This window comes from Variovorax sp. 10N432 (genome assembly GCF_056394465.1).
Genome location: NZ_JBFTHX010000029.1, coordinates 1 through 20,383 on the forward strand (window position 1 = coordinate 1; position 20,383 = coordinate 20,383).

Annotated in this window: 19 protein-coding genes; 10 read left to right on the plus strand and 9 right to left on the minus strand. The window is 69.7% G+C overall.

Going from position 1 to position 20,383, the window contains the following annotated elements:
* Positions 1-300, minus strand: a 300-nt coding sequence (locus AC1DF3_RS26640) for an NAD(P)/FAD-dependent oxidoreductase (protein ID WP_478141414.1), incomplete at its 3' end; no start/stop codon positions are given.
* Positions 301-487: 187 nt separating this feature from the next.
* Here AC1DF3_RS26640 and AC1DF3_RS26645 point away from each other — a divergent pair.
* Genes AC1DF3_RS26645 through AC1DF3_RS26675 form a run of 7 tightly spaced genes read left to right on the plus strand, consistent with a single transcriptional unit; the run spans position 488 to position 7,093 of the window.
* A complete protein-coding gene (locus tag AC1DF3_RS26645; protein WP_478141415.1) occupies positions 488-1,309 on the plus strand; it encodes a creatininase family protein in 822 nt (273 codons plus the stop codon).
* 2 nt (positions 1,310-1,311) lie between these two features.
* A complete protein-coding gene (locus AC1DF3_RS26650; protein ID WP_478141416.1) occupies positions 1,312-2,106 on the plus strand; it encodes an ABC transporter ATP-binding protein in 795 nt (264 codons plus the stop codon).
* Positions 2,084-2,965: an ABC transporter permease gene (locus AC1DF3_RS26655; protein ID WP_286533440.1), complete on the plus strand. Its 882-nt coding sequence runs from the start codon at positions 2,084-2,086 to the stop codon at positions 2,963-2,965. Before AC1DF3_RS26650 ends, AC1DF3_RS26655 begins: the two co-directional genes overlap by 23 nt.
* Positions 2,962-4,353, plus strand: coding sequence for an FAD-binding oxidoreductase (locus tag AC1DF3_RS26660; protein WP_478141417.1), 1,392 nt, complete (start codon positions 2,962-2,964; stop codon positions 4,351-4,353). The genes AC1DF3_RS26655 and AC1DF3_RS26660 overlap by 4 nt, the downstream gene beginning before the upstream one ends.
* Before the next feature lie 35 nt (positions 4,354-4,388).
* Complete coding sequence (locus AC1DF3_RS26665; protein ID WP_478141418.1) at positions 4,389-5,408, plus strand: ABC transporter substrate-binding protein; 1,020 nt, start codon at positions 4,389-4,391, stop codon at positions 5,406-5,408.
* A gap of 10 nt (positions 5,409-5,418) precedes the next feature.
* The gene (locus AC1DF3_RS26670; RefSeq protein ID WP_478141419.1) at positions 5,419-6,387 is read left to right on the plus strand and encodes a PDR/VanB family oxidoreductase; all 969 of its coding nucleotides are present in this window, start codon (positions 5,419-5,421) and stop codon (positions 6,385-6,387) included.
* Positions 6,388-6,427: 40 nt separating this feature from the next.
* Positions 6,428-7,093, plus strand: a complete 666-nt coding sequence (locus AC1DF3_RS26675) for a TetR family transcriptional regulator C-terminal domain-containing protein (protein ID WP_286533432.1) — start codon at positions 6,428-6,430, stop codon at positions 7,091-7,093.
* A gap of 26 nt (positions 7,094-7,119) precedes the next feature.
* Here AC1DF3_RS26675 and AC1DF3_RS26680 read toward each other — a convergent pair whose 3' ends face one another.
* A complete protein-coding gene (locus AC1DF3_RS26680; protein ID WP_478141420.1) occupies positions 7,120-8,058 on the minus strand; it encodes a bestrophin-like domain in 939 nt (312 codons plus the stop codon).
* A 332-nt stretch (positions 8,059-8,390) separates the two neighbouring features.
* On the opposite strand from AC1DF3_RS26680, the gene AC1DF3_RS26685 reads away from it, so the two are divergent.
* Together AC1DF3_RS26685 and AC1DF3_RS26690 are read left to right on the plus strand one after the other, a co-directional pair.
* Positions 8,391-10,241 carry a putative nucleotidyltransferase substrate binding domain-containing protein gene (locus AC1DF3_RS26685; RefSeq protein WP_478141421.1) on the plus strand — a complete coding sequence of 617 codons (1,851 nt, stop codon included), beginning with the start codon at positions 8,391-8,393 and terminating at the stop codon, positions 10,239-10,241.
* Positions 10,241-10,966 (plus strand): 3'-5' exonuclease, encoded by a 726-nt coding sequence (locus AC1DF3_RS26690; protein ID WP_286533426.1) that lies wholly within the window; start codon positions 10,241-10,243, stop codon positions 10,964-10,966. Before AC1DF3_RS26685 ends, AC1DF3_RS26690 begins: the two co-directional genes overlap by 1 nt.
* Here AC1DF3_RS26690 and AC1DF3_RS26695 read toward each other — a convergent pair.
* From AC1DF3_RS26695 to AC1DF3_RS26710, 4 genes are all read right to left on the minus strand, one after another.
* Positions 10,863-12,587 carry a cation acetate symporter gene (locus AC1DF3_RS26695; protein WP_478141422.1) on the minus strand — a complete coding sequence of 575 codons (1,725 nt, stop codon included), beginning with the start codon at positions 12,585-12,587 and terminating at the stop codon, positions 10,863-10,865. The genes AC1DF3_RS26690 and AC1DF3_RS26695 overlap by 104 nt on opposite strands.
* Positions 12,584-12,892 (minus strand): DUF485 domain-containing protein, encoded by a 309-nt coding sequence (locus AC1DF3_RS26700; protein ID WP_286533424.1) that lies wholly within the window; start codon positions 12,890-12,892, stop codon positions 12,584-12,586. Before AC1DF3_RS26700 ends, AC1DF3_RS26695 begins: the two co-directional genes overlap by 4 nt.
* A gap of 133 nt (positions 12,893-13,025) precedes the next feature.
* Positions 13,026-13,787 (minus strand): response regulator transcription factor, encoded by a 762-nt coding sequence (locus AC1DF3_RS26705; protein ID WP_478141423.1) that lies wholly within the window; start codon positions 13,785-13,787, stop codon positions 13,026-13,028.
* Positions 13,784-15,757 (minus strand): hybrid sensor histidine kinase/response regulator, encoded by a 1,974-nt coding sequence (locus tag AC1DF3_RS26710; RefSeq protein WP_478141424.1) that lies wholly within the window; start codon positions 15,755-15,757, stop codon positions 13,784-13,786. Before AC1DF3_RS26710 ends, AC1DF3_RS26705 begins: the two co-directional genes overlap by 4 nt.
* Before the next feature lie 163 nt (positions 15,758-15,920).
* Here AC1DF3_RS26710 and acs point away from each other — a divergent pair, with 163 nt between their 5' ends.
* Positions 15,921-17,906 (plus strand): acetate--CoA ligase, encoded by a 1,986-nt coding sequence (gene acs, locus AC1DF3_RS26715; RefSeq protein WP_478141425.1) that lies wholly within the window; start codon positions 15,921-15,923, stop codon positions 17,904-17,906.
* Here the strand turns inward: acs and AC1DF3_RS26720 are convergent.
* Genes AC1DF3_RS26720 through otnI form a run of 3 tightly spaced genes read right to left on the minus strand, consistent with a single transcriptional unit; the run spans position 17,900 to position 20,378 of the window.
* Positions 17,900-18,358 (minus strand): RidA family protein, encoded by a 459-nt coding sequence (locus AC1DF3_RS26720; RefSeq protein WP_478141426.1) that lies wholly within the window; start codon positions 18,356-18,358, stop codon positions 17,900-17,902. The two genes, acs and AC1DF3_RS26720, sit on opposite strands and share 7 nt — an antisense overlap.
* Positions 18,355-19,557: an amidohydrolase family protein gene (locus AC1DF3_RS26725; protein ID WP_478141427.1), complete on the minus strand. Its 1,203-nt coding sequence runs from the start codon at positions 19,555-19,557 to the stop codon at positions 18,355-18,357. Before AC1DF3_RS26725 ends, AC1DF3_RS26720 begins: the two co-directional genes overlap by 4 nt.
* The gene (gene otnI / locus AC1DF3_RS26730) at positions 19,554-20,378 is read right to left on the minus strand and encodes a 2-oxo-tetronate isomerase (protein WP_478141428.1); all 825 of its coding nucleotides are present in this window, start codon (positions 20,376-20,378) and stop codon (positions 19,554-19,556) included. Before otnI ends, AC1DF3_RS26725 begins: the two co-directional genes overlap by 4 nt.
* Positions 20,379-20,383 lie beyond the last annotated feature (5 nt).

Sequence of the window (20,383 nt, forward strand, 5' to 3'; positions counted from 1 at the left end):
CGGCAGCACTGCCAGCCGCGCCGCGAGCTCGACCCGGCCGCCGCTCGGGCCGACGCAGCCCACGTGCGTCGCGACGCGGGCGCGCGCAAGCACCTCGTCGAGCAGGCCGAGCCGCGAGAGCGCCCGCTGCGCATCCGGTATCAGGCCGTCGCCGCAGGTCTTGTCGCGCGGAAAGGCGTGCTGGTCGACCAGCACCACGTCGAGGCCGGCCCCCGCGAGCGCCTGGGCGCAGGCGCTGCCGGCGGGGCCGGCGCCGATCACCAGCACTTCGCATGTGTTCGAGGCAGCCGAGAGGGTCACGGGCACTCCTGGGGAGCACCGATGTTAAATCGACGCCTGCGTGGTGTTTTCATTTGACCGATCGGTCGAATCCAGGCCCCGGATTGCAGCCTGTTGCAATGTCCCGATGCCTCTTTCGGGTAAACGATAGGCCATCTTTTTTTACCGAATGGATAATTTAGCCTACTCCACGATGCAGGAAGCACCCATGCCATCCCTCCGCCCGCGCAGCCGCTACTGGTCCGACCTGACCAGCGAAGAGTTCTCCCGCCTGGACCGGGCCAACCTGATCGCGGTGCTGCCGGTCGGCGCCACCGAGCAGCACGGCCCGCACCTGCCGATGTCGACCGACACCGCGACCATCGACGGCATGGTGCGCGCGACCCTGCCGCACCTGCCCGACGACCTGCCGGTGCTGTTCCTGCCCACGGTGGCCTACGGCAAGAGCAACGAGCATTCGCGCTACCCCGGCACGCTCACCGTGTCGGCCTCGACGCTGATCGCGCAGTGGAAGGACATCGGCGCCTGCGTGGCCCGCGCGGGCGTGCGCAAGCTGGTGCTCTACAACAGCCATGGCGGCCAGATGTCGATCATGGACATCGTCGCGCGGGACCTGCGCGAGTCGCACGACATGATGGTGGTGGCCGCCAACTGGTACACGCTGGGGCTGCCGGAAGGGCTCTTCACGGCGCACGAAGGCAAGCACGGCGTGCATGCCGGCGACCTCGAGAGCTCGGTGATGCTGCACCTCACGCCCGACCACGTGCGGCCCGAGAACTTCCGCAACTTCCGCTCGCTGACCGAGGACCTGGCGCAGGAGAACCGCTTTCTCTCGATCACGCCGACCGGCAAGCTGGGCTGGCAGATGCACGACATCAACCCGGTCGGTGCGGCCGGCGACGCCACGCGGGCGACCGCGGCCAAGGGCGAGGCGGTGCTCGACCACGTCGGGCGCAACTTCGTGCAGCTGCTGCAGGAAGTCCATCGCTTCCCGATCGAGCGGCTGGCCAACGAACCGGCCTGGAGCTGAACATGGCCGCAGCTTCCACGCCGCCGCTGGTCAGCCTGCGCCAGGTCAGCAAGCGCTTCGCCAACGGCACCCTGGCGCTGCAGGGCATGTCGCTCGACTGCGGCGAGCACGACTTCATCAGCTTCCTCGGCCCCTCGGGCTGCGGCAAGAGCACGGCGCTTCGGCTGATCGCCGGCCTGACGCGCAGCAGCTCGGGCGAACTCGCATGGTCGCGCACCAACAGCGGCGCGTCGACCAGCGACCGCGAGCTCGGCTTCGTGTTCCAGGAGCCGACCCTGATGCCCTGGGCCAAGGTCTTCGACAACGTCTGGCTGCCGCTCAAGCTGGCCGGCATGTCGCGCGACGCCGCCGCGCCGGTGGTCGCCCAGGTGCTCGAGATGGTCGGCCTCTCGCGCTTCGCCGACGTCTATCCGCGCGAGCTCTCGGGCGGCATGAAGATGCGGGTGTCGATCGCCCGCGCGCTGGTCACGCGGCCGCGGCTGCTGCTGATGGACGAGCCCTTCGCGGCGCTCGACGAGATGACCCGCATCAAGCTCAACAACGACCTGCTGGCGATCTGGCGCGAACACCGCTTCTCGGTGATCTTCGTCACCCACAGCGTCTACGAGTCGGTCTACCTGTCGAACCGCATCGTCGTGATGGCGCCGCGGCCGGGCCGCGTGGTCGACGAGATCCGCATCGACGAGCCCTACCCGCGCGGCGAAGCCTTCCGCACCTCCACCCGCTACAACGCGCACTGCACCGCAGTGTCGCAATCCCTGCACGGAGCCCTCCATGGCGTCGACATCGATCACTGACAATCCGGCGCTGGCCGCACTCGGCGATGCGCCCTCGGCGGCCGACCTGCAGCGGCGCGACGAGCGGCTGCGGCGGCGCGAATCGCTGCTGCGCACCGCGGTGCCGATCGCGGTGGTGGTCGGACTGCTGCTGCTGTGGGAGGTTCTGGTGCGCATCAACAACGTGCCGCACTACATCATCCCGGCGCCCTCGCTGATCCTCACGACGCTGGTCGACAACTGGGACACGCTCTCGAGCGCCCTGTGGTTCACGGTCAAGCTCACGCTGCTCTCGCTGGCCGCGGCGATCGTCGGCGGCGTCCTGCTGGCGATCGCCTTCGCGCTCTTCAAGTGGGTCGAGATCGGCCTCTTCCCGATCGCCGTGATCCTGCAGGTGACGCCGATCATCGCGATCGCGCCGCTGATCCTGATCTACGTGTCGAGCACCACCGCGGCGCTGCTGCTGTGCGCCTGGATCGTGGCCTTCTTCCCGATCCTGTCGAACACCGTGATCGGCCTGAAGAGCGCCGACAGCAACCTGCGCGACCTGTTCCAGCTCTACAAGGCCTCGCCCTGGCAGACCTTCCGCTACCTGCTGGCGCCGAGCGCGCTGCCCTACTTCATGGCCGGCCTGAAGATCGCCGGCGGCCTGAGCCTGGTCGGTGCGGTGGTGGCCGAATTCACGGCCGGCACCGCGGGCCGCGAGACCGGGCTGGCCTCGCGCATCCTCGAATCGAGCTTCCGCACCGAGATCCCGATGATGTTCGCGGCACTGCTGCTGGTGTCCCTGCTGGGCATCGTGATCTTCATCGTCTTCGCCGCGCTGTCGAGGGCGGTGCTCGGCCACTGGCACGAGAGCGAGATGAGGAGGGAGAGATGAGCGCCGTGCTGAAAGCACCAGAGCGGCCGGCTGCCATCGACTGGGAGGCTGTGAAACGCGACCTGCACGGCTTGAACGTGATCGAGTCGCCGAACCAGCGCAAGCAACTGTCGAAGGACTTCTACTGGTACAGCCCGATCCTCACCGAGCAACTCGCCGGCTGCGTGGCCGACCTGGTGGTCAAGGTCTCGACCGAGGACGACGTCCGCCAGGCCGCCGCCGTGGCCGCCAAGTGGAAGCTGCCGCTCACGGTGCGCGCCGGCGGCACCGGCAACTACGGCCAGTGCGTGCCGCTCGAAGGCGGGCTGGTGCTCGACGTCACGCCGATGAGCCGGGTGCTGGAGATCGGCGACGGCCGCGTGCGGGTACAGGCCGGCGCGCGCATGCACGACATCGAGCTCGCGGTGGCCGAGACCGGCCAGGCGCTGCGCATGTGGCCCTCGACCTGGCACGTGGCCTCGATCGGCGGCTTCATCGCCGGCGGCTTCGGCGGCATCGGCTCGATCCGCCACGGCATCCTGCGCGACCCGGGCAACCTGCTGGGGGCGCGCATCATGACGGTCGAGCGCGAGCCGCGAATCATCGAGCTGCGCGGCGACGAGATCCAGCAGGTGCACCACGCCTACGGCACCAACGGCATCCTGACCGAGGTCGAGGTGGCGCTGAGCCCGGCGGTCGAGTGGGTGCACTGCATCGCGCTGTTCGACAGCTACCGGCGGGTGCTGGATTTCGGCGTGGCGGCCAGCACGCCCGCGCTCGAACTGTTCCTGCTGTCGGCGGTCGATGCCCGCTTCTCGCCCTACTACGCGAACCTCGGCGACCACTTCCCGGCCGATCGCCATGCGATGTTCGCGATGGTCGCGCCGGACTCGATGCCGGCCTTCCGCGCACTGGTGGCGGCGCACGGCGGCACGGTCTCGCTCGCCGGCACCGAGGCCGAACTGCAGGCCGCCGGCCTGCCGCCGGCCTACGAATGCGCCTACAACCACACCACCCTTCAGGCGCTCAAGGTCGACCGCAGCTGGACCTACCTGCAGGTGGCCTACGCGCAGCCCTTCGACCCCGCGGTGGTCGACCGCCACATCGCGGTCTTCGGTGACGACGTTCTGCAGCACCACGAGTTCGCGCGCGCCGGCGGCGAGTACGGCACCTTCTCGATCCTGCTCGTGCGCTGGAAGGGCGAGGCCCACCAGTACGAGGTGATTCGCGAGCTCGAGTCGCAGGGCGGCTGCCAGGTCTTCAACCCGCATGTCGTGACCATCGAGGACGGCGGCATGAAGACCATCGACACGCAGCAGATCGACTTCAAGAAGCGCAGCGACCCGATGGGCCTCATGAACCCCGGAAAAACGCGCGGCTGGCACCCCGACATGGCGCTGGACGCCTGAACCCCCTCCACAGAGACACAACCGAAGGAACCACGATGCGACTCGAATCCCGCTTCATTGCCCGCACCCTGCTGGCCAGCCTGCTCGCCTGCACCGCCCTGGCGGCCATCGCGCAAGACAAGGTGACCATCGCCACCAACTGGCGCGCCCAGCCCGGCCACGGCGGCTTCTACCAGGCGCTGGCCGACGGCACCTACAAGAAGTACGGGCTCGACGTCGACATCCAGCAGGGCGGCCCGCAGGTCAACAACCGGCCGATGCTGCCGGCCGGCAAGATCGACTTCCTGATGACCGGCAACATGCTGATGGCCTTCGACAACATCAAGCAGAAGGTGCCGACCGTGGTCGTTGCGGCCTACTTCCAGAAAGACCCGCAGGCCATCATCGCCCACCCGGGCCAGGGCTTCGACAAGTTCGCCGACCTCGCCAAGGCCAAGACCGTGCTGCTCGCCAAGGACGGCCAGATCAGCTACTGGCAATGGATGAAGAAGGCCTACGGCATGCGCGACGAACAGGTGCGCCCCTACAACTACAGCCTGTCGCAGTTCCTGGCCGACAAGCAGGCGGTGCAGCAGGCCTACGCGACCTCGGAGCCGCTGGCGGTCGAGAAGCAGGCCGGCTTCAAGCCGGTGGTGCTGTCGCTGGCCGACGCCGGATGGTCGACCTACGGCATGGTCATCGAGACGCGCCAGGACCTGGTCAAGACCAAGCCGGACGTGGTGCGCCGCTTCGTCGAGGCCACCAACATCGGCTACGCGAACTACCTCTACGGCGACCGCAAGGCGGCCGACGAGCTGATCAAGAAGATCAACCCGGACATCAGCGACGACTACATCGAGAAGTCGATCCCGATCCTGCGGGCCCACATCGACGTCGGCGATGCGGCCACCAAGGGCATCGGCGCGATGAGCGACGAGCGCATGAAGGACTTCTACGACAAGACGGTCGCGGCCGGCCTCTACAAGCCCACCGACTTCGACTATCGCGACGCCTACACCACGCAGTTCGTCAACAAGGGCGCCGGCGTCGACATCCGCAAGGCGGCCGCGAAGTGACGGTCCGGCGATGACCGAGCGCAATCTCACCGTGCGGGTGGCGCGCATCGCGCGCCAGACGCCGGAGATCCTCTCCTTCGAGCTGGTGCATCCGGCCGGCCGGGCGCTGCCGGGCTACCAGGCGGGCGCGCACATCGACGTCCACATGCCGGGCGGCTTCTCGCGCCAGTATTCGCTCGCCTGCGACGCCGGCGGGGACGGCCGCGCCGCTTCGCGCTACCTGATCGGCGTCAAGCGCGAGGCCGCCGGCCGCGGCGGCTCGGCCTCGATGCACGGTCGCGTCCGCGAAGGTGACCTGCTGCCGATCAGCGCGCCGCGCAACAGCTTCCCGGTCCGCGCCGAGGCGCGCCGCCACCTGCTGCTGGCCGGCGGCATCGGGATGACGCCGCTGCTCGCCATGGCCGAGTCGCTGGCACGCGCCGGCGCCGACTTCACGCTCTGCCTGTTCGTGCGCAGCGCCGAGCACCTGGCCTTCGCCGAAGCGCTGCGCGAGCCGCTGCTGGCGCCCCATGTGCGGCTGCACTTCGATGCCGGCACCGCCGCGCAGAAGATCGATCTGCGCGATCTGCTCGCAGTGCGCGAGGCCGGCACCCAGCTCTATGTGTGCGGCCCCGGCGGCTTCATGCAGGCGGTGCGCAGCGCCGCCGCGCACTGGCCCGAGGATGCGATCCACACCGAATATTTCGCGGCGCCGACCGATGCCGCCTGCGCCACCGGCAAGCCCTTCGTGCTGCACCTGGCCCAGCGCGGCATCCGCGTGCCGGTGGCCGGCGACCAGAGCGCGGTTGATGCGCTGCACGCTGTCGGCATCGACATCCCGGTGTCCTGCGAGCAGGGCCTGTGCGGCACCTGTGTGGTCGGCGGCGAAGGCGAGGGCGCGGAGCACCGCGATTTCTGCCTCACGCGCGGCGAGCGGGCGCACAAGGTGGCACTGTGCTGCTCGCGGGCCAAGGGCGAAGCTCTGGTGGTCGACCTGTGAGAACCTGTTTGCGCCGCCACTCTGGCACCATCCGCACCCAATGACCACCGCACCCCACGGCGACGCCCTGGACGAGCCGCTCGACGCGCCCGCCACACGCGGCCGTGCGCGCAAGTACACGCAGCTGCTGGCCGTGATCCACCGGGCCGCGGTCGAGGTGTTCGCGAGCGACGGGCTGGCCGGCGCGTCGACCCAGGCCATCGCCGACAAGGCCGGCCTGTCGAAGGCGCAGCTGCACTACTACATCGAGAGCAAGGAAGCGCTGTACCGCCAGGTGCTGCAGGGCATCATCGACGACTGGATCGGCGTCTTCGGCTTCAGCGACGAGGCCTTCGGCCCGCGCAAGGTGCTCAGCGACCTGATCCACCGCAAGATGGTGTTCTCGTTCGAGCATCCGCTGCGCTCGCGGATCTTCACGGCCGAGATGATGCGCGGCGCACCGGTGCTGCGGCCGATGATGGACCACAGCCAGCAGCGCACCGACCAGGCGGCGGCCGTGATCCAGAACTGGATCGACCAGGGCCTGATGGACCCGGTGGACCCGATCCTGTTCCTGTTCCATCTCTGGGCCGTGACCCAGTTCTACGCCGACCACGCGACGCAGGTGGCGCTGTTCAGGAAGGTCGCCGAGAGCGACGACAAAGACCGCCGCTACCTGATCGAGCAGGTGACCGAATTCCTGCTGAAGGGCGCCGGGGTCCGGTAGCAGCGCGGACGGCGGCGCTGCGCCGCTCAGTCGCCTGCGCTTTTCGCCGCATCCGCGGCACACGAGGGCGCAGGACAGGGCGGCGCAGTGTGTCCTGACGTGACCTCGGACACATAGTGGAGGTTGACCGGCTTGACGCGGATGATGCCGCGCCCGGGCACGTCGATTTCGGAGATCACCAGGAACGACAGCGAGATCGTCATCGGCAGCACGAGAAACAGCCCGGCCTTGCGCCGCAGGTGACGGGCGTTGTAGCCCACGAGGGCGTTGCAGAACACCGCGATCGTGGCCAGCAGCAGCCAGGCGGCCAGCGGAATCTGGGCGCGCCAGCCGGCGTATGTCTTCTGCTGCGCGCTCAGTACCTCGTTCACGCCGGCGACCACCAGCGACGTGATCGGATTCTTCTGCGCGACGGCCGCCGCGCTGGTCGCCGTCCACAGATCGTCCTGCAGTTCCTGCGCTGCGCGGCGGCTTTCGGCGTAGGTGCGCGGGTCGGCGCTCTCGTAGAAGCGGAGGCGCTCGCCCAGGTAGGCCGACAGCGTGCTGCGCAGACGTTCTCCCTCGGCCTGGGGCAGCAGGTCGGCGCGCAGGTAAGCGGTGCGGATGGCCCCGGCCTCGGCTTCCTCGCCGGCCTGGCGGCTGTTGAAACCGCTGATGGCCATGGACAGCGTGAAGCCGATGATGAGGCCGAGCAGCGACAGCGTGGCCCCGAGGATCATCCGGAAATCCTCTCCGCCTTCCGCGCCGGCCGGCGTCCTTCTGCCCAGAATCCGCGCCCCGAACTGGGCCGACAGCCACAACAGGCCGAAACAGCTCAGAAAGAGCGCCAGCGACGCGGGGGTGATGCCGTCGAGCGCCTGGGCAAGGGAAGTACCAAAGGTCTTGAGTTCAATCGGGAACATACGCAGATCAGGAAAATGCGAAAGCCGCGCGGCGCGCGGACGATCCGGCAGCGCCGGCCGCATCGGACAGACGCAGACGACGGACGTGCACACGCAAGGCATGCGCTTCGCGCCATCGCAAGGGTTATGGGCGGGCCGGAGGCTGCCGCGAAGGATCGGCAGCAGGGCGGCCGAGCCGGGAGATTGGCGCCGCGCGCGTCGCGCGGCGCGATTCGGGATTCCGCCCGCAGGCGGGCCCTGAAGTATACAAACGCCTGCCGGGCAGCGCCGCGCTTCGACCGACCCAAGTGTGCAAAATTCAACGAAAGGGCCGACTGGCGCGCTGCGCTTCGAGACCTTGCGAAAGCTTGACGCCACAGGGTGGTGCCGCGGCAGGCTTTGTTCGATCATCGGCCATGCCGAGCGCCTTCGATTTCGAGCATTCGCCCTTTGACTGCCTCACGGCCGAGGAGCGCGAGCGGGTGCGCGCCCAGGTCGACATCGCCTACTTTCGCGAAGGCGAGGCGATCCTCGAGGCCGGCATGGCGCCGACCCACCTGTTCGTCGTCATCAAGGGCTTCGTGCAGCAGTTCGAACACGGCGGCAGCGAAGCGGTGGCGAGCTTCGGCCCGCACGACACCTTCGACGGCCGCAGCCTGCTGTCGGGCCAGGTCGGCGGACGCTTCGTGGCCGCCGAGGAAGTGCTGGCCTACCAGCTCGCGCGGCAAGTCGTCACCGAACTGATCGCGCGCAACGCGACCTTCGGCGCCCTGCTGTTCTCCGATCTGTCGAACAAGCTGGCCGCCATCGCCGGCCGCGTCGGCCAGCACGAGCTGCAGTCGCTGGCGCTGGCGCGGGTCGACACGATCCCGGTGCGGGCGCCGCACTTCGTCGATGCCGACTGCGACGTGCTGTCGGTGGTGCGGCTGCTGCAGGCCGAGCGCAGCACCAACGTGCTGGTGCGGGACCTGTCCGGGCCAGCTCCGCGGCTGGGCATCTTCACCGTGACGGCGCTGCAGCGCGCGGTGCTGCACGGCACGCCGCTGGACCGGCTGCCGGTGCGCGAGGTCAGCAGCTTCGGCCTGATCACGGTCGACGCGGCGGCCCCGGTCGGCGACGCACTGATCGTGATGGTGCGGCACCGGGTGCACCGCGTGGTGGTGATGGCCGACGACGGCGGCGGCGACGGCGGCCGGGTGGTGGGCGTGCTGGAGGCGCTCGACCTGTTCAGCTTCCTGTCCAATCACTCCTACCTGATCAACCGCGAGATCGCCGAAGCGCAGGACCTGCAGGCACTGGCCCGCGCGAGCGCCCACGTCACGCAGCTGGTCGGCCTGCTGCACGGCGGCGGCACCCGGGTCGGGCAGATCGCCACGCTGGTGCAGGCGCTCAACGGCCAGCTGTTCCAGCGGGCCTGGGAACTGATCGCGCCGCCCGAGCTGGTCGCCAACAGCTGCCTGTTCGTGATGGGCAGCGAGGGCCGCGGCGAGCAGCTGCAGAAGACCGACCAGGACAACGGCCTGCTGCTGCGCGACGGCTACGCGCCGCCGGCCGACCTGGACGCGATCTGCCAGCGCCTCACCCGCGCGCTGATCGAATTCGGCTGGCCCGAATGCCCAGGCGGCGTCATGGTCTCGAACCCCCAGTGGCGCGCCGGCCAGGCCGAACTCGCCGAGCGCGCCTGCCAGTGGCTGCTGCAGCCCGACGGCGAGCGGCTGATGGCGCTGGCGATCTTCCTCGATGCCCACGCGGTGGCCGGCGACACGACGCTGCTGGCGGGCGTGCGGGCCCGGCTGTTCTCGCTGGCCACCGACAACGACGCGATGCTGGCGCGCTTCGCCGCGGCCATCGACGCCTTCGCCGAGGATTCGCATTGGTGGCAGCGCCTGCTGGCCTTCGGCGAGCCCACGGCGCCGCACTTCGACGTCAAGAAGCAGGGCCTGTTCCCGATCGTGCACGGCGTGCGCAGCCTGGCGCTGCGCGCCGGCCTGGACGCGACCTCCACCGCGGAACGCCTCGAGGCCCTGGTCGCTGCCGGCCGGATCGAGCGCGAGTTCGCCGCCGACCTGCTCGAGAGCCTCTATTTCTTCATGGGCCTGCGGCTCAAGGCCGGCCTGGCGGAGCAGGCGGCCGGGCACGAAGTGTCGGGGCAGGTCGATCCGGCCCGCATGAGCAGCCTCGAGCGGGACCTGCTCAAGGACACGCTCGAGGTGGTGAAACGTTTTCGCCGCATGCTGCGCCTGAGCTTCCGGCTGGACGCGCTGTGATGACCGGCTGGTTCTCGGCCCTCAAGCGATGGTGGCTGCTCCAGCACCTGGCTGATCCGCGCTTTCGTTTCATGTGGGACCCGCCGCCCGCCGACGAGTGGGTGGCGATCGACTGCGAGACCACCGGCCTCGACACGCGGCGCGACGAGATCGTGGCGATCGCCGCGGTGCGCATCCGTGGCAGCTGCGTGATGTGCAGCGAGCGGCTCGAGCTGCTGGTGCGGCCCGAGCGCCGCAGCGTAGCGACCGGCAGCGCGCGCGTGCACCAGCTGCGCGAGCGCGACCTGGCCCAGGGACTGGCGGCCGAGGCCGCCGTGCAGGCGCTGCTGCATTTCATCGGCAGCCGGCCGCTGGTGGGCTACTACCTGGAGTTCGACGTCGCGATGATCGACCGCGTGCTGTTCCCGATGCTGGGCATGGGGCTGCCGCAACCGAAGATCGAGGTCTCGGCGCTCTACTACGACCATGTGAACCGGCGCCGCTCGCCGCACCTGCGCCATGGCGACATCGACCTGCGCTTCGCGGCCATCATGACCGCGCTGGACCTGCCGCAGCGCCCCGCGCACGATGCGCTGGACGATGCGGTGATGGCGGCGCTGGCCTTCGTCAAGCTGAACGCCCTCAGTGACCCGACGCGCCCGAGGCGCCGAGGCCCGTCTCCGAGCGCACCTGCTGCGCCGGGAACGCCGCCCGCTCCTGCTGCGCCTGGCGGCTTCGGTCGGTGATCGAGAACAGCCAGATGCCGACGAAAGCCAGCGTCATCGAGAACAGCGCCGGCGAGGCATAGGGGAACCAGGCCGAGCCCGCGGGGTGGCCCAGCGTGGCTTCCCAGACCGACGGCGAGACGATGGTCAGCGCCACCGACGACACCAGCCCGAGCGAGCCGCCGACGACCGCGCCGCGCGTCGTGCAATCCTTCCAGAGCACCGACATGAACAGCACCGGGAAATTGGCCGAGGCCGCCACCGCGAAGGCCAGCGACACCATGAAGGCGATGTTCTGCTTCTCGAAGGCGATGCCGAGCAGCACCGCGACCACGCCGAGCGCGATCGTGGTGATGCGCGACACCCTGAGCTCGGCGCGGCTGTCGGCCTTGCCCTTCTTGATCAGGGTGGCGTAGAGGTCGTGCGACACCGCCGAGGCGCCCGACAGCGTGAGCCCGGCCACCACCGCGAGGATGGTCGCGAAGGCCACCGCCGAGATGAAGCCGTAGAAGACATTGCCGCCGACCGACTTCGCCACCAGCACCGCCGCCATGTTGGCCGCGCCGCCGCCGCCCTTGATGGTGCCGGTCGCGACGTCGGCGAACTCGGGATTGGTCAGCACCAGCGTGATGGCGCCGAAGCCGATGATGAAGATCAGCAGGTAGAAATAGCCGATCCAGGTGGTGGCCCAGAACACCGACTTGCGCGCCTGCTTGGCATCGGGCACCGTGAAGAAGCGCATCAGGATGTGCGGCAGACCGGCGGTGCCGAACATCAGCGCGATGCCGAAGGAGATCGCCGAGACCGGGTCCTTCACGAAGCCGCCCGGTCCCATGATGCTGCGTCCGATGGCCGAGGCCTCGAGCGGGCTCTTGCCGCCATTGGCCGCGATCTGCGTGCGCACCTCGACCGACTTGGCGAACAGCGCCTCGGGGCTGAAGCTGAAGGCCGCCAGCACCATCAGCGCCATGAAGGTCACGCCGGCCAGCAGCAGCACGGCCTTGATGATCTGCACCCAGGTGGTGGCCGTCATGCCGCCGAACAGCACGTAGACCATCATCAGCGCGCCGACGATCACCACCGCGACCCAGTAGTCGAGCCCGAACAGCAGCTTGATCAGCTGACCGGCGCCGACCATCTGCGCGATCAGGTAGAAGGCCACCACCACCAGCGTGCCCGAGGCCGCGAAGGCGCGGATCGGGCCGGGCTGGAAGCGGTAGCCGGCGACGTCGGCGAAGGTGAACTTGCCGAGGTTGCGCAGGCGCTCGGCCATCAGGAAGGTGATCACCGGCCAGCCGACCAGGAAGCCGATCGAATAGATCAGGCCGTCGTAGCCGGTGGCCATCACCGCGGCCGAGATGCCGAGGAACGAGGCCGCCGACATGTAGTCGCCGGCGATCGCCAGCCCGTTCTGGAAGCCGGTGATGCCGCCGCCGGCGGTGTAGAAGTCTGCCGCCGACTTGGTCCTGGAGGCGGCCCACTTGGTGATCCACAAGGTCAGCAGCACGAAGCCCGAGAACATCGCGATCGCGATCCAGTTGGTCGGCTGCTTGGTGACCTGCCCGACGTCGGCGCCGGCGGCAGCGGCCCAGCCGGAGGCGCTGGCCAGCAGCGCGGCAAGAGCGGCGTGACGCGCTTTCATCGCGTGGCCTCCTGGATGATCTCGGCCGTCAGCCGATCGAACTCGCCATTCGCGCGGCGGATGTAGAAGGCCGTGATCAGGATCGTGAAGACGATCACGCCGAGCCCGATCGGGATGCCGATGGTGGTCACGCCGCCGCCGATCGGCTGCGCCAGGAAAGGCTTGTTGAACGCGATCAGCGCGATGTAGCCGTAGTACACGACCATCATCAGCGCCGTGAGGCACCAGCCGAAGCGGTTGCGCTTTCGGCGAAGCTCGAGGTACTTGGGGTTGGACTGGATCTTCGTCACCACGGGGTCGCTCATGATTCGTCTCCTGGACTACGGTTCGGCGGATTCTGGGATGCGGCCGGCCCGTGCGGGGTGCGGTGCAATCATTCGTCACATTGCGATGCAATGCGGGGACCTTTCGAGTCCGAATCGAGACCGATCGGCGGGACTACTCCCACAGCACGTTCGCGGCGAACAGATAGCCGGCCCCGTACACGGTCTTGATGATGGCCGGCTCGTGCGGATCCAGTTCGATCTTCCTGCGCAGGCGCGAGATGCGCACGTCGATGCTGCGGTCGGTCGGCAGCAGGTCGCGCGCGCCCATCAGCTGCTCGCGCGTGAGGATCTGGTGCGGGCGCTCCACGAAGCAGCGCAGCACCTGGGTCTCGGCCGTGCCCAGCAGATGCTCGCTGCCGTCGGGCGCGCGCAGCACGTTGGCCGCGCAATCGATGCGCCAGCCCAGGAACGACGCATAGCGCCTCTGCCCCGTGGCCTGGCCCGGCGCCAGGCTGCGCCGGCGCAGGATGCTGCGCACCCGCGCCACCAGCTCGCGGGCCTCGAAGGGCTTGGTGACGTAGTCGTCGCCGCCGAGCTCGAGCCCCATCACGCGGTCGGCCGGATGGCCGCGGCCGGTGAGGATCAGCACGCCCGCGTTCGACGCCGCCTGGATGCGCCGCATGAGATCGATGCCGTCCATGTCGGGCAGGCCGAGGTCGACGATGCAGAGGTCGGGTTTCTCGACCTGCAGCCGCCGCAGCACGCTCGCGCCGGTGCTGAAGCCTTCGCCATTGAAGCCGAACTCGGCCAGCGTGGCGAGCACCAGCCGCGCCACGGCCGGGTCGTCCTCGATCACGTAGACCAGCGACGGCGGGTTCGCCTCGTCGGCGCCGGCGCGGTGGGTCAGTCCTGCGCCATGGTGTTCGTTCGTCATCGGCCCTCCTCGATCGCTTGCGCGAGCTGCGCGGTGCTGAAAGGCTTGGTGAGCATCGGAAAGTCGACCTGCCGCGACAGGTCGCCCGGCGCATAGCCGCTCATCAGCACCACGGCGCGGGCGCGGCCGCCCTCGCGCGCCGCCCGTGCCACGGCGAGGCCGTCGACACCGCCTCCCATCACGACGTCGGACAGCAGCAGCACGATGTCCGGCGTGTGTTCGAGCAGGCTCAGCGCGTCGGCGCCGCCGTCGGCTTCGAGCACCGAATAGCCCAGCTCCAGCAGGCTGCGCCGGATCACGCGCCGCACCTGGGCGTCGTCGTCCACCAGCAGCGCCAGGCCCATCGAGGCGGCCGGCGGCCTGCCGGTCGGGCGGGTGCTGTCGGCCGCGCCGTCCGCCGGTGCGGGCTCGGCCGCCGGCAGCCATACCGACACCGTGGTGCCGCGCCCCGGTGCGCTGCGCACGTCGATGGCGCCGCCCGACTGCTTCACGAAGCCGTAGACCACGGCCATGCCGAGTCCGGTGCCGCTGCCCGGCTGCTTGGTGGTGAAGAAGGGGTCGAACAGATGGGCCAGGGTGTCGGCGTCCATGCCGCTGCCGTCGTCTTCGACTTCGATGCGCACGCAGTCGCCCGCGGACAGCTGCAACGGTGCTGCCTCCGCGGCGTCGATGCGAACGCGCCGGGCCCGCAGCACGATGCGTCCGTCGGGACCGGTCGCGTCGCGCGCATTCAGCACCAGGTTCACCAGCGCCTGCTCGAGCAGGGTGGCATCGATCCAGGTCCACAGCGGCAGTTCGCCGACATCGACGTCGATGTCGAGCCGCAGAGTCTCGGGCAGCGAGCGCCGCACCAGCCGGGCCACGGTGTCGACCAGCGCGCCCACATGCACCGCCGCCGCCTGCAGCGGTTGGCGCCGGGCGAACATCAGCAGGCCGCGCACCAGCTCGGCCCCGCGGCGCGCGGCGTCGAGCGCCGGATGCACATAGTCGTCCAGCGCCGGATCGCCCGGCCGGGCTTCGGCCAGCGCCGCCAGGTTGCCGATCACGACCGTGAGGATGTTGTTGAAGTCGTGCGCCAGCCCCCCGGTCAGGCGGCCCAGCGAGTCGAGCTTCTGGGCCCGCGCCAGCAGCGCCTGCGAGCGCCGCTCCTGCGTGATGTCGAAGGTCAGTTCGAAGCAGCCGACGACCCGCCCCTCGGCGCTGCGCTGCGGCACCAGCGAGGTCCGCACCCAGAGGCGGCGGGCGTCGCAGGTCTGAAGTTCATATTCCAGGCTTTGCGTCTCGCCGGCGAGGGCCCGCAGCACCTGCGGCTTGACCATCGCATAGACCGCGTCGCCCAGGAAGGCCTTGGCGCTGACGGCCTCCGGGCGCGAGGTGTCGACGCAGAACCAGTCGTGGTAGCCGCGGTTGAGGTAGCGGTAGACCCGCCGGTGGTCGAAGTAGGCCACCAGCGCGGGGATCGAATCCATGATCAGCCGCACCCGCTCCTCGCTGTGCTGCAGCTCGGCTGTGCGCGCGGCCACCCGGCCTTCGAGCTCGGCGTTGTGGCGGCGGATGATCTGCTCGGCGCGGCGCTGCTCGGTGACATCGGAATAGAGCGTGACGAAGCCGTGGCCCGGCACCGGCTCGCCGCGGATGAGCAGCACCCGCCCGTCGGGCCGCACCCGCTCGATCTGGTGCGGTGCGAAGTGGCGCGCCGCCGCGATGCGTTCGGCCACCAGCTGCTGCGGGTCGCCCGGACCGTACTCGCCGCGCCGGGCATTGAAGCCGATGAAGCTCTCGAACGGCGCCCCCATGTAGGCCATCTCGTCGGGGAAGCCGAGCAGGCGGACGTAGGCGCGGTTCCAGGCCACCAGGCGCAGGTCGGCGTCGAAGATCGACAGGCCCTGGTCCAGCAGGTCGAGCCCCGCCTGCAGCGTCAGGTAGCGCTCCAGCGTGCGGATCACCCCGGCCACCTTCCCGGGCTGCAAACATTCGTCATTTTTGAATGTGTCTCCTGCAATGTTCGTCGGACATCCTATGGCTCTTGATTGTTGATGACCTCGCCCGAGACGCACTTGACAGCCGTCAAACGGGCGGCGCCGTCGAGTGATCACGGCCGTACATCCCTCATCCACGCACCAGGAGCACGCCATGGAACCGACCCTTGCCCCCGCCCTTCCCGCCACGCTGTACCCGCCCTCCGAGGCCACCGTGCAACGCGCGCGGATCTCCGGCCGCGCCGCCTACGACCGGCTGGTCGCCGAGGCCGAGGCCGACCCCGACGCGTACTGGGGCCGCCTGGCGCGCGAGCTGATCGCCTGGAAGCAGCCCTTCACGCAGGTGCTCGACCAGCGCCGGGCGCCCTTCTTCGAATGGTTCGCCGACGGCACGCTCAACGCGTCGTACAACTGCCTGGACCGCCAGGTCGAGAACGGCCTGGGCGAGAAGACCGCCATCATCTTCGAGGCCGACGACGGCAGCGTCACGCGGATCAGCTACCAGGACCTGCTGGCGCGCGTCTGCCGCACCGCCAACGTGCTGAAGTCGCTGGGCGTCGGCCGCGGCGACCGGGTCGTGATCTACATGGCGATGTCGATCGACGGCGTGGTCGCGATGCAGGCCTGCGCGCGCATCGGCGCCATCCATTCGGTGGTCTTCGGCGGCTTCTCGGCGCAGTCCCTGCGCGACCGCATCGCCGACACCGGCGCCGTGATGGTGCTCACCGCCGACCAGCAGGTGCGCGGCGGCAAGCAGCTGCCGCTGAAGGCGATCGTCGACGAGGCGCTGGTCCTCGGCGGCTGCGACAGCGTGCGCCATGTGCTGGTGACGCGCCGCACCGGCGGCGCGGTGCCCTTCCAGTCGCCGCGCGACCTGTGGATGGCGGATCTCGCGGCAGCCCAAGAGCCGGTCTGCGAACCCGAGTGGGTGAACGCCGAGCACCCGCTGTTCCTGCTGTACACCTCGGGCTCGACCGGCAAGCCCAAGGGCGTGCAGCACGCCACCGGGGGCTACCTGCTCCATGCGGCGCTGACCTGCCAGTGGACCTTCGACCTCGGCCCCGAGGACGTCTTCTGGTGCACGGCCGACATGGGCTGGGTCACCGGCCACACCTACATCGCCTACGGTCCCCTGGCGATCGGCGCGACCCAGGTGGTGTTCGAGGGCGTGCCCACCTACCCCGATGCCGGCCGCTTCTGGAAGATGATCCAGGAGCACAAAGTCAGCGTGTTCTACACCGCGCCGACCGCGATCCGCTCGCTGATCAAGATGGCCGAGGGCAACGACGCGGTGCACCCGCGCCACTACGACCTGTCGAGCCTGCGCATCCTCGGATCGGTCGGCGAGCCGATCAACCCGGCGGCCTGGGAGTGGTACCACCGCCACGTGGGCGGCGGCCGCTGCCCGGTGCTCGACACCTTCTGGCAGACCGAGACCGGCGGCCACATGATCACGCCGCTGCCGGGCGTCACGCCGCTGGTGCCGGGCTCGTGCACCCTGCCGTTCCCGGGCATCGACGCGGCCGTGGTGGACGAGGCCGGCAACGAACTGCCCTGGGGCCAGGGCGGCATCCTGGTCGTGCGCAAGCCCTGGCCGTCGATGATCCGCACCATCTGGAACGACCCGGAGCGCTTCAAGGCCAGCTACTACCCCGAGGAGTTCCAGGGCCGCTACTACCTGGCCGGCGACGGCGCGATACGCGACAAGACGACCGGCTACTTCACCATCACCGGGCGCATCGACGACGTGCTCAACGTCAGCGGCCATCGGATGGGCACGATGGAGATCGAATCCGCGCTGGTGGCGATGACCGACCTGGTGGCCGAGGCCGCGGTGGTGGGACGGCCCGACGACACCACGGGCGAGGCGGTCTGCGCCTTCGTGGTGCTGAAGCGGCCGCTGCCCAGCGGCGACGAGGCCCGGCGCATCGCCGACCAGCTGCGCAACTGGGTCGGCAAGGAGATCGGCCCGATCGCCAAGCCGCGCGACATCCGCTTCGGCGACAACCTGCCGAAGACCCGCAGCGGCAAGATCATGCGCCGGCTGCTGCGCACGCTGGCCAAGGGCGAGGCGGTGACGCAGGACGTCAGCACGCTCGAAAACCCTGCAGTTCTAGAGCAGCTGGGCCAGCCCTATTGAGGGGGCAGGTACATCGTCGCCTCGACCTCGATCAGCACCTCGTCCCCGGGCAGGAAGCGCGACACCTCGACCACCGTGCTGACCGGCGGCTGGCCCGGGTAGAACAGGCCGCGCACCCGGTTGTAGGGCGCGTAGTCTGGCAGGCGGCGGAAGTACTGCACCAGCTTCACGACGTCGTCCATCGTGCCGCCGTGCTCGGCCGCGATCTGGCGGATGCGCTCGAGCACGAACCAGCTCTGGGCCACGATGGGCGCCTCGAACACATCGACCGACATCTGGCCGGTGGCGTAGCCGAGCGTTCGCAGGGCCGCGCGCGCCGCGTCGGGGATGTCGTCGTAGCCGGCCACCGCGCGGCGGGTCGACGGGTCGACCGCGACCACGCCGCTCATGAAGACGAAATCGCCGACGCGTTTCGCGGCGGCGTAGTTGGCCATCGGCTTGCCCATGCTCATGGGATGTTCTCCAGGGTACGGCCCGCGCGGATGACGGTGCGGCGTCGGCCATGCGGGTCCAGCAGTTCGTACTCGTCGGTGGCCGCCAGCAGCACCAGGTCGGCCGGGCAGCCCGGCGCGATGCGCCCGTCCCAGGCCAGCCCCAGGGCGCGGGCCGGGCTCACGGTGATGGCGTCGAGCCAGTCGGCGGCCGGCGCCAGGTGCGCCATCTGCACGCCGAGGCCGAAGGTCTCGACCAGGTCGTAGCCGCCGTAGGGATAGAAGGCGTCCTGCACGTTGTCGGTGGCGAGGCTCGGCCGCAGGCCGTGCGCCGCGGCCTCGCGCAGCCGCGTGATGCCGCGCTGAACCGGCGTGCGGTCCCAGGCGCCCTGCAGATAGAGGTTGGTGCTCGGCAAGGCGATCAGGTGGATGCCGGCCTGGGCGCACAGCGCGAGCGTGTCGTTGGCGGCGGCGTCGTCCTGCACCGACAGCGAGCAGGCATGGCCGCAGGCGACGCGCCCCCGCAGGCCGCGCGCGATCGTGAGCTGGGCGATGGTGCGCAGGCCGGTCGCTTCGGCATCGAGGCCTTCGTCGACGTGGAAGTCCAGCGTCAGTCGATGCTGCTGCGCGAGGTCGAAGACCCGCCCGAGCTTGTGCACGATGCCGTCGTTGCGATAGACGAAGGCGCCGAGCACCCCGCCCGCGCGCCGCACCGCCTGCGCGATGCGTTCGCCCGCGTCGGCCTCGGCGAACAGGTCGAGCGGCGCCAGCGCGACGAACTGCAGCTCGATGCGGCCACGCCATTCGTCGCGCAACTGCTCGAACACCGCGAGCGACACCGGCGCGTCGGCGCCGCCCCAGTCGAGATGAGTGCGCAGGGCCCGCGTGCCGGCGCGCCAGGCTTCGTCCAGCGCCCGCAGCATGCGGGTGCGCAGCGACTGCGCCGTCCAGCGCGCGCGATGCGCCGCCATGCGCTCGATCGCCGCGAACAGGTTGCCTTCGGCCGCGCCGGCCTCGCGCACCGTGTAGTTCTTGTCGATGTGGGCATGGGCATCGACCATCGCGCTCAGCAAGGTGCCGCGCGCCGGCTGGCGGGACGGCACGATGGCCTCGACCTGCGCGCCGGCGAGCGTGACATCGAACACCTCGGCATCGCCCGCCGGAAAGCCGCGCAGGCGCGCCGGGATGCGGACGGCTTCCAGCCTCGAGGGCGCCGTCATCCGCGCGCCGCGCGCGGCAGGCCGCGCAGCCAGCCGAGCCCGGCCGAGGTTCCATCGGCCACGGCGCCGCGGCGCGGGCGGTACTCGCAGCCGACCCAGCCCTGCCAGCCGCATTGCGCCGACACCTCGTCGATGACCTCGAACAGGTAGGGGTGGTTGAGCTCCCCGATGTCGGGCTCGTTGCGATCGGGCACGCCGGCGATCTGGAAATGGCCGACCCGGCCGGTCGGCAGGTACTTGCGGATCTTCATCGCCACGTCGCCCTCGACGATCTGGCAGTGGTAGAGGTCCATCTGGACCTGCACGTTGAGCGCGCCCACCGCCTCGACGAGCTCGTGCGCGTGGTCCTGGCGGTTCAGGAAGAAGCGCGGGATGTCGCGCGTGTTGATCGGCTCGATCAGCACGTCGCGGCCGGCCTTGGCCGCCTCGACGGCCGCCCAGCGCAGGTTCTCGAGGTAGGTCGGCTGCACGGTCTCGCGCTCGACGCCCTCGGGCACCAGCCCGGCCATGACGTGGATGCGCGGGCAGTCGAGCGCCGCCGCGTAGTCGATCGCCTTAAGGATGCCGCCGCGGAACTCGGCCTCGCGCCCAGGCAGGCAGGCCAGGCCGCGCTCGCCACGCTCCCAGTCGCCGGGCGGGCCGTTGAACAGCACCTGCTTCAGGCCGTTGGCGGCCAGCCGCGAGGCCAGCTCGTGCGCTTCGTAGGCGTAGGGGAACAGATACTCGACGGCGGCGAAGCCATCCTTGGCGGCGGCCTCGAAGCGGTCGAGGAAATCGAGCTCCGGATAGAGCATGGAAAGGTTGGCGGCGAAGCGTGGCATGGTTC

Bases quoted from the DNA above. Each gene is read 5' to 3' on its own strand.
- AC1DF3_RS26655 (WP_286533440.1), top strand. From the start codon at position 2,084: ATGGCGTCGACATCGATCACTGACAATCCGGCGCTGGCCGCACTCGGC.
- AC1DF3_RS26700 (WP_286533424.1), bottom strand. From the start codon at position 12,892: ATGAGCGACCCCGTGGTGACGAAGATCCAGTCCAACCCCAAGTACCTC.
- AC1DF3_RS26725 (WP_478141427.1), bottom strand. From the start codon at position 19,557: ATGACGGCGCCCTCGAGGCTGGAAGCCGTCCGCATCCCGGCGCGCCTG.
- AC1DF3_RS26720 (WP_478141426.1), bottom strand. From the start codon at position 18,358: ATGAGCATGGGCAAGCCGATGGCCAACTACGCCGCCGCGAAACGCGTC.
- AC1DF3_RS26680 (WP_478141420.1), bottom strand. From the start codon at position 8,058: ATGCGGCCGGCGCTGCCGGATCGTCCGCGCGCCGCGCGGCTTTCGCAT.
- AC1DF3_RS26650 (WP_478141416.1), top strand. From the start codon at position 1,312: ATGGCCGCAGCTTCCACGCCGCCGCTGGTCAGCCTGCGCCAGGTCAGC.
- otnI (WP_478141428.1), bottom strand. From the start codon at position 20,378: ATGCCACGCTTCGCCGCCAACCTTTCCATGCTCTATCCGGAGCTCGAT.
- AC1DF3_RS26705 (WP_478141423.1), bottom strand. From the start codon at position 13,787: ATGACGAACGAACACCATGGCGCAGGACTGACCCACCGCGCCGGCGCC.
- AC1DF3_RS26660 (WP_478141417.1), top strand. From the start codon at position 2,962: ATGAGCGCCGTGCTGAAAGCACCAGAGCGGCCGGCTGCCATCGACTGG.
- AC1DF3_RS26685 (WP_478141421.1), top strand. From the start codon at position 8,391: ATGCCGAGCGCCTTCGATTTCGAGCATTCGCCCTTTGACTGCCTCACG.
- acs (WP_478141425.1), top strand. From the start codon at position 15,921: ATGGAACCGACCCTTGCCCCCGCCCTTCCCGCCACGCTGTACCCGCCC.
- AC1DF3_RS26645 (WP_478141415.1), top strand. From the start codon at position 488: ATGCCATCCCTCCGCCCGCGCAGCCGCTACTGGTCCGACCTGACCAGC.
- AC1DF3_RS26690 (WP_286533426.1), top strand. From the start codon at position 10,241: ATGACCGGCTGGTTCTCGGCCCTCAAGCGATGGTGGCTGCTCCAGCAC.
- AC1DF3_RS26665 (WP_478141418.1), top strand. From the start codon at position 4,389: ATGCGACTCGAATCCCGCTTCATTGCCCGCACCCTGCTGGCCAGCCTG.
- AC1DF3_RS26695 (WP_478141422.1), bottom strand. From the start codon at position 12,587: ATGAAAGCGCGTCACGCCGCTCTTGCCGCGCTGCTGGCCAGCGCCTCC.
- AC1DF3_RS26670 (WP_478141419.1), top strand. From the start codon at position 5,419: ATGACCGAGCGCAATCTCACCGTGCGGGTGGCGCGCATCGCGCGCCAG.
- AC1DF3_RS26675 (WP_286533432.1), top strand. From the start codon at position 6,428: ATGACCACCGCACCCCACGGCGACGCCCTGGACGAGCCGCTCGACGCG.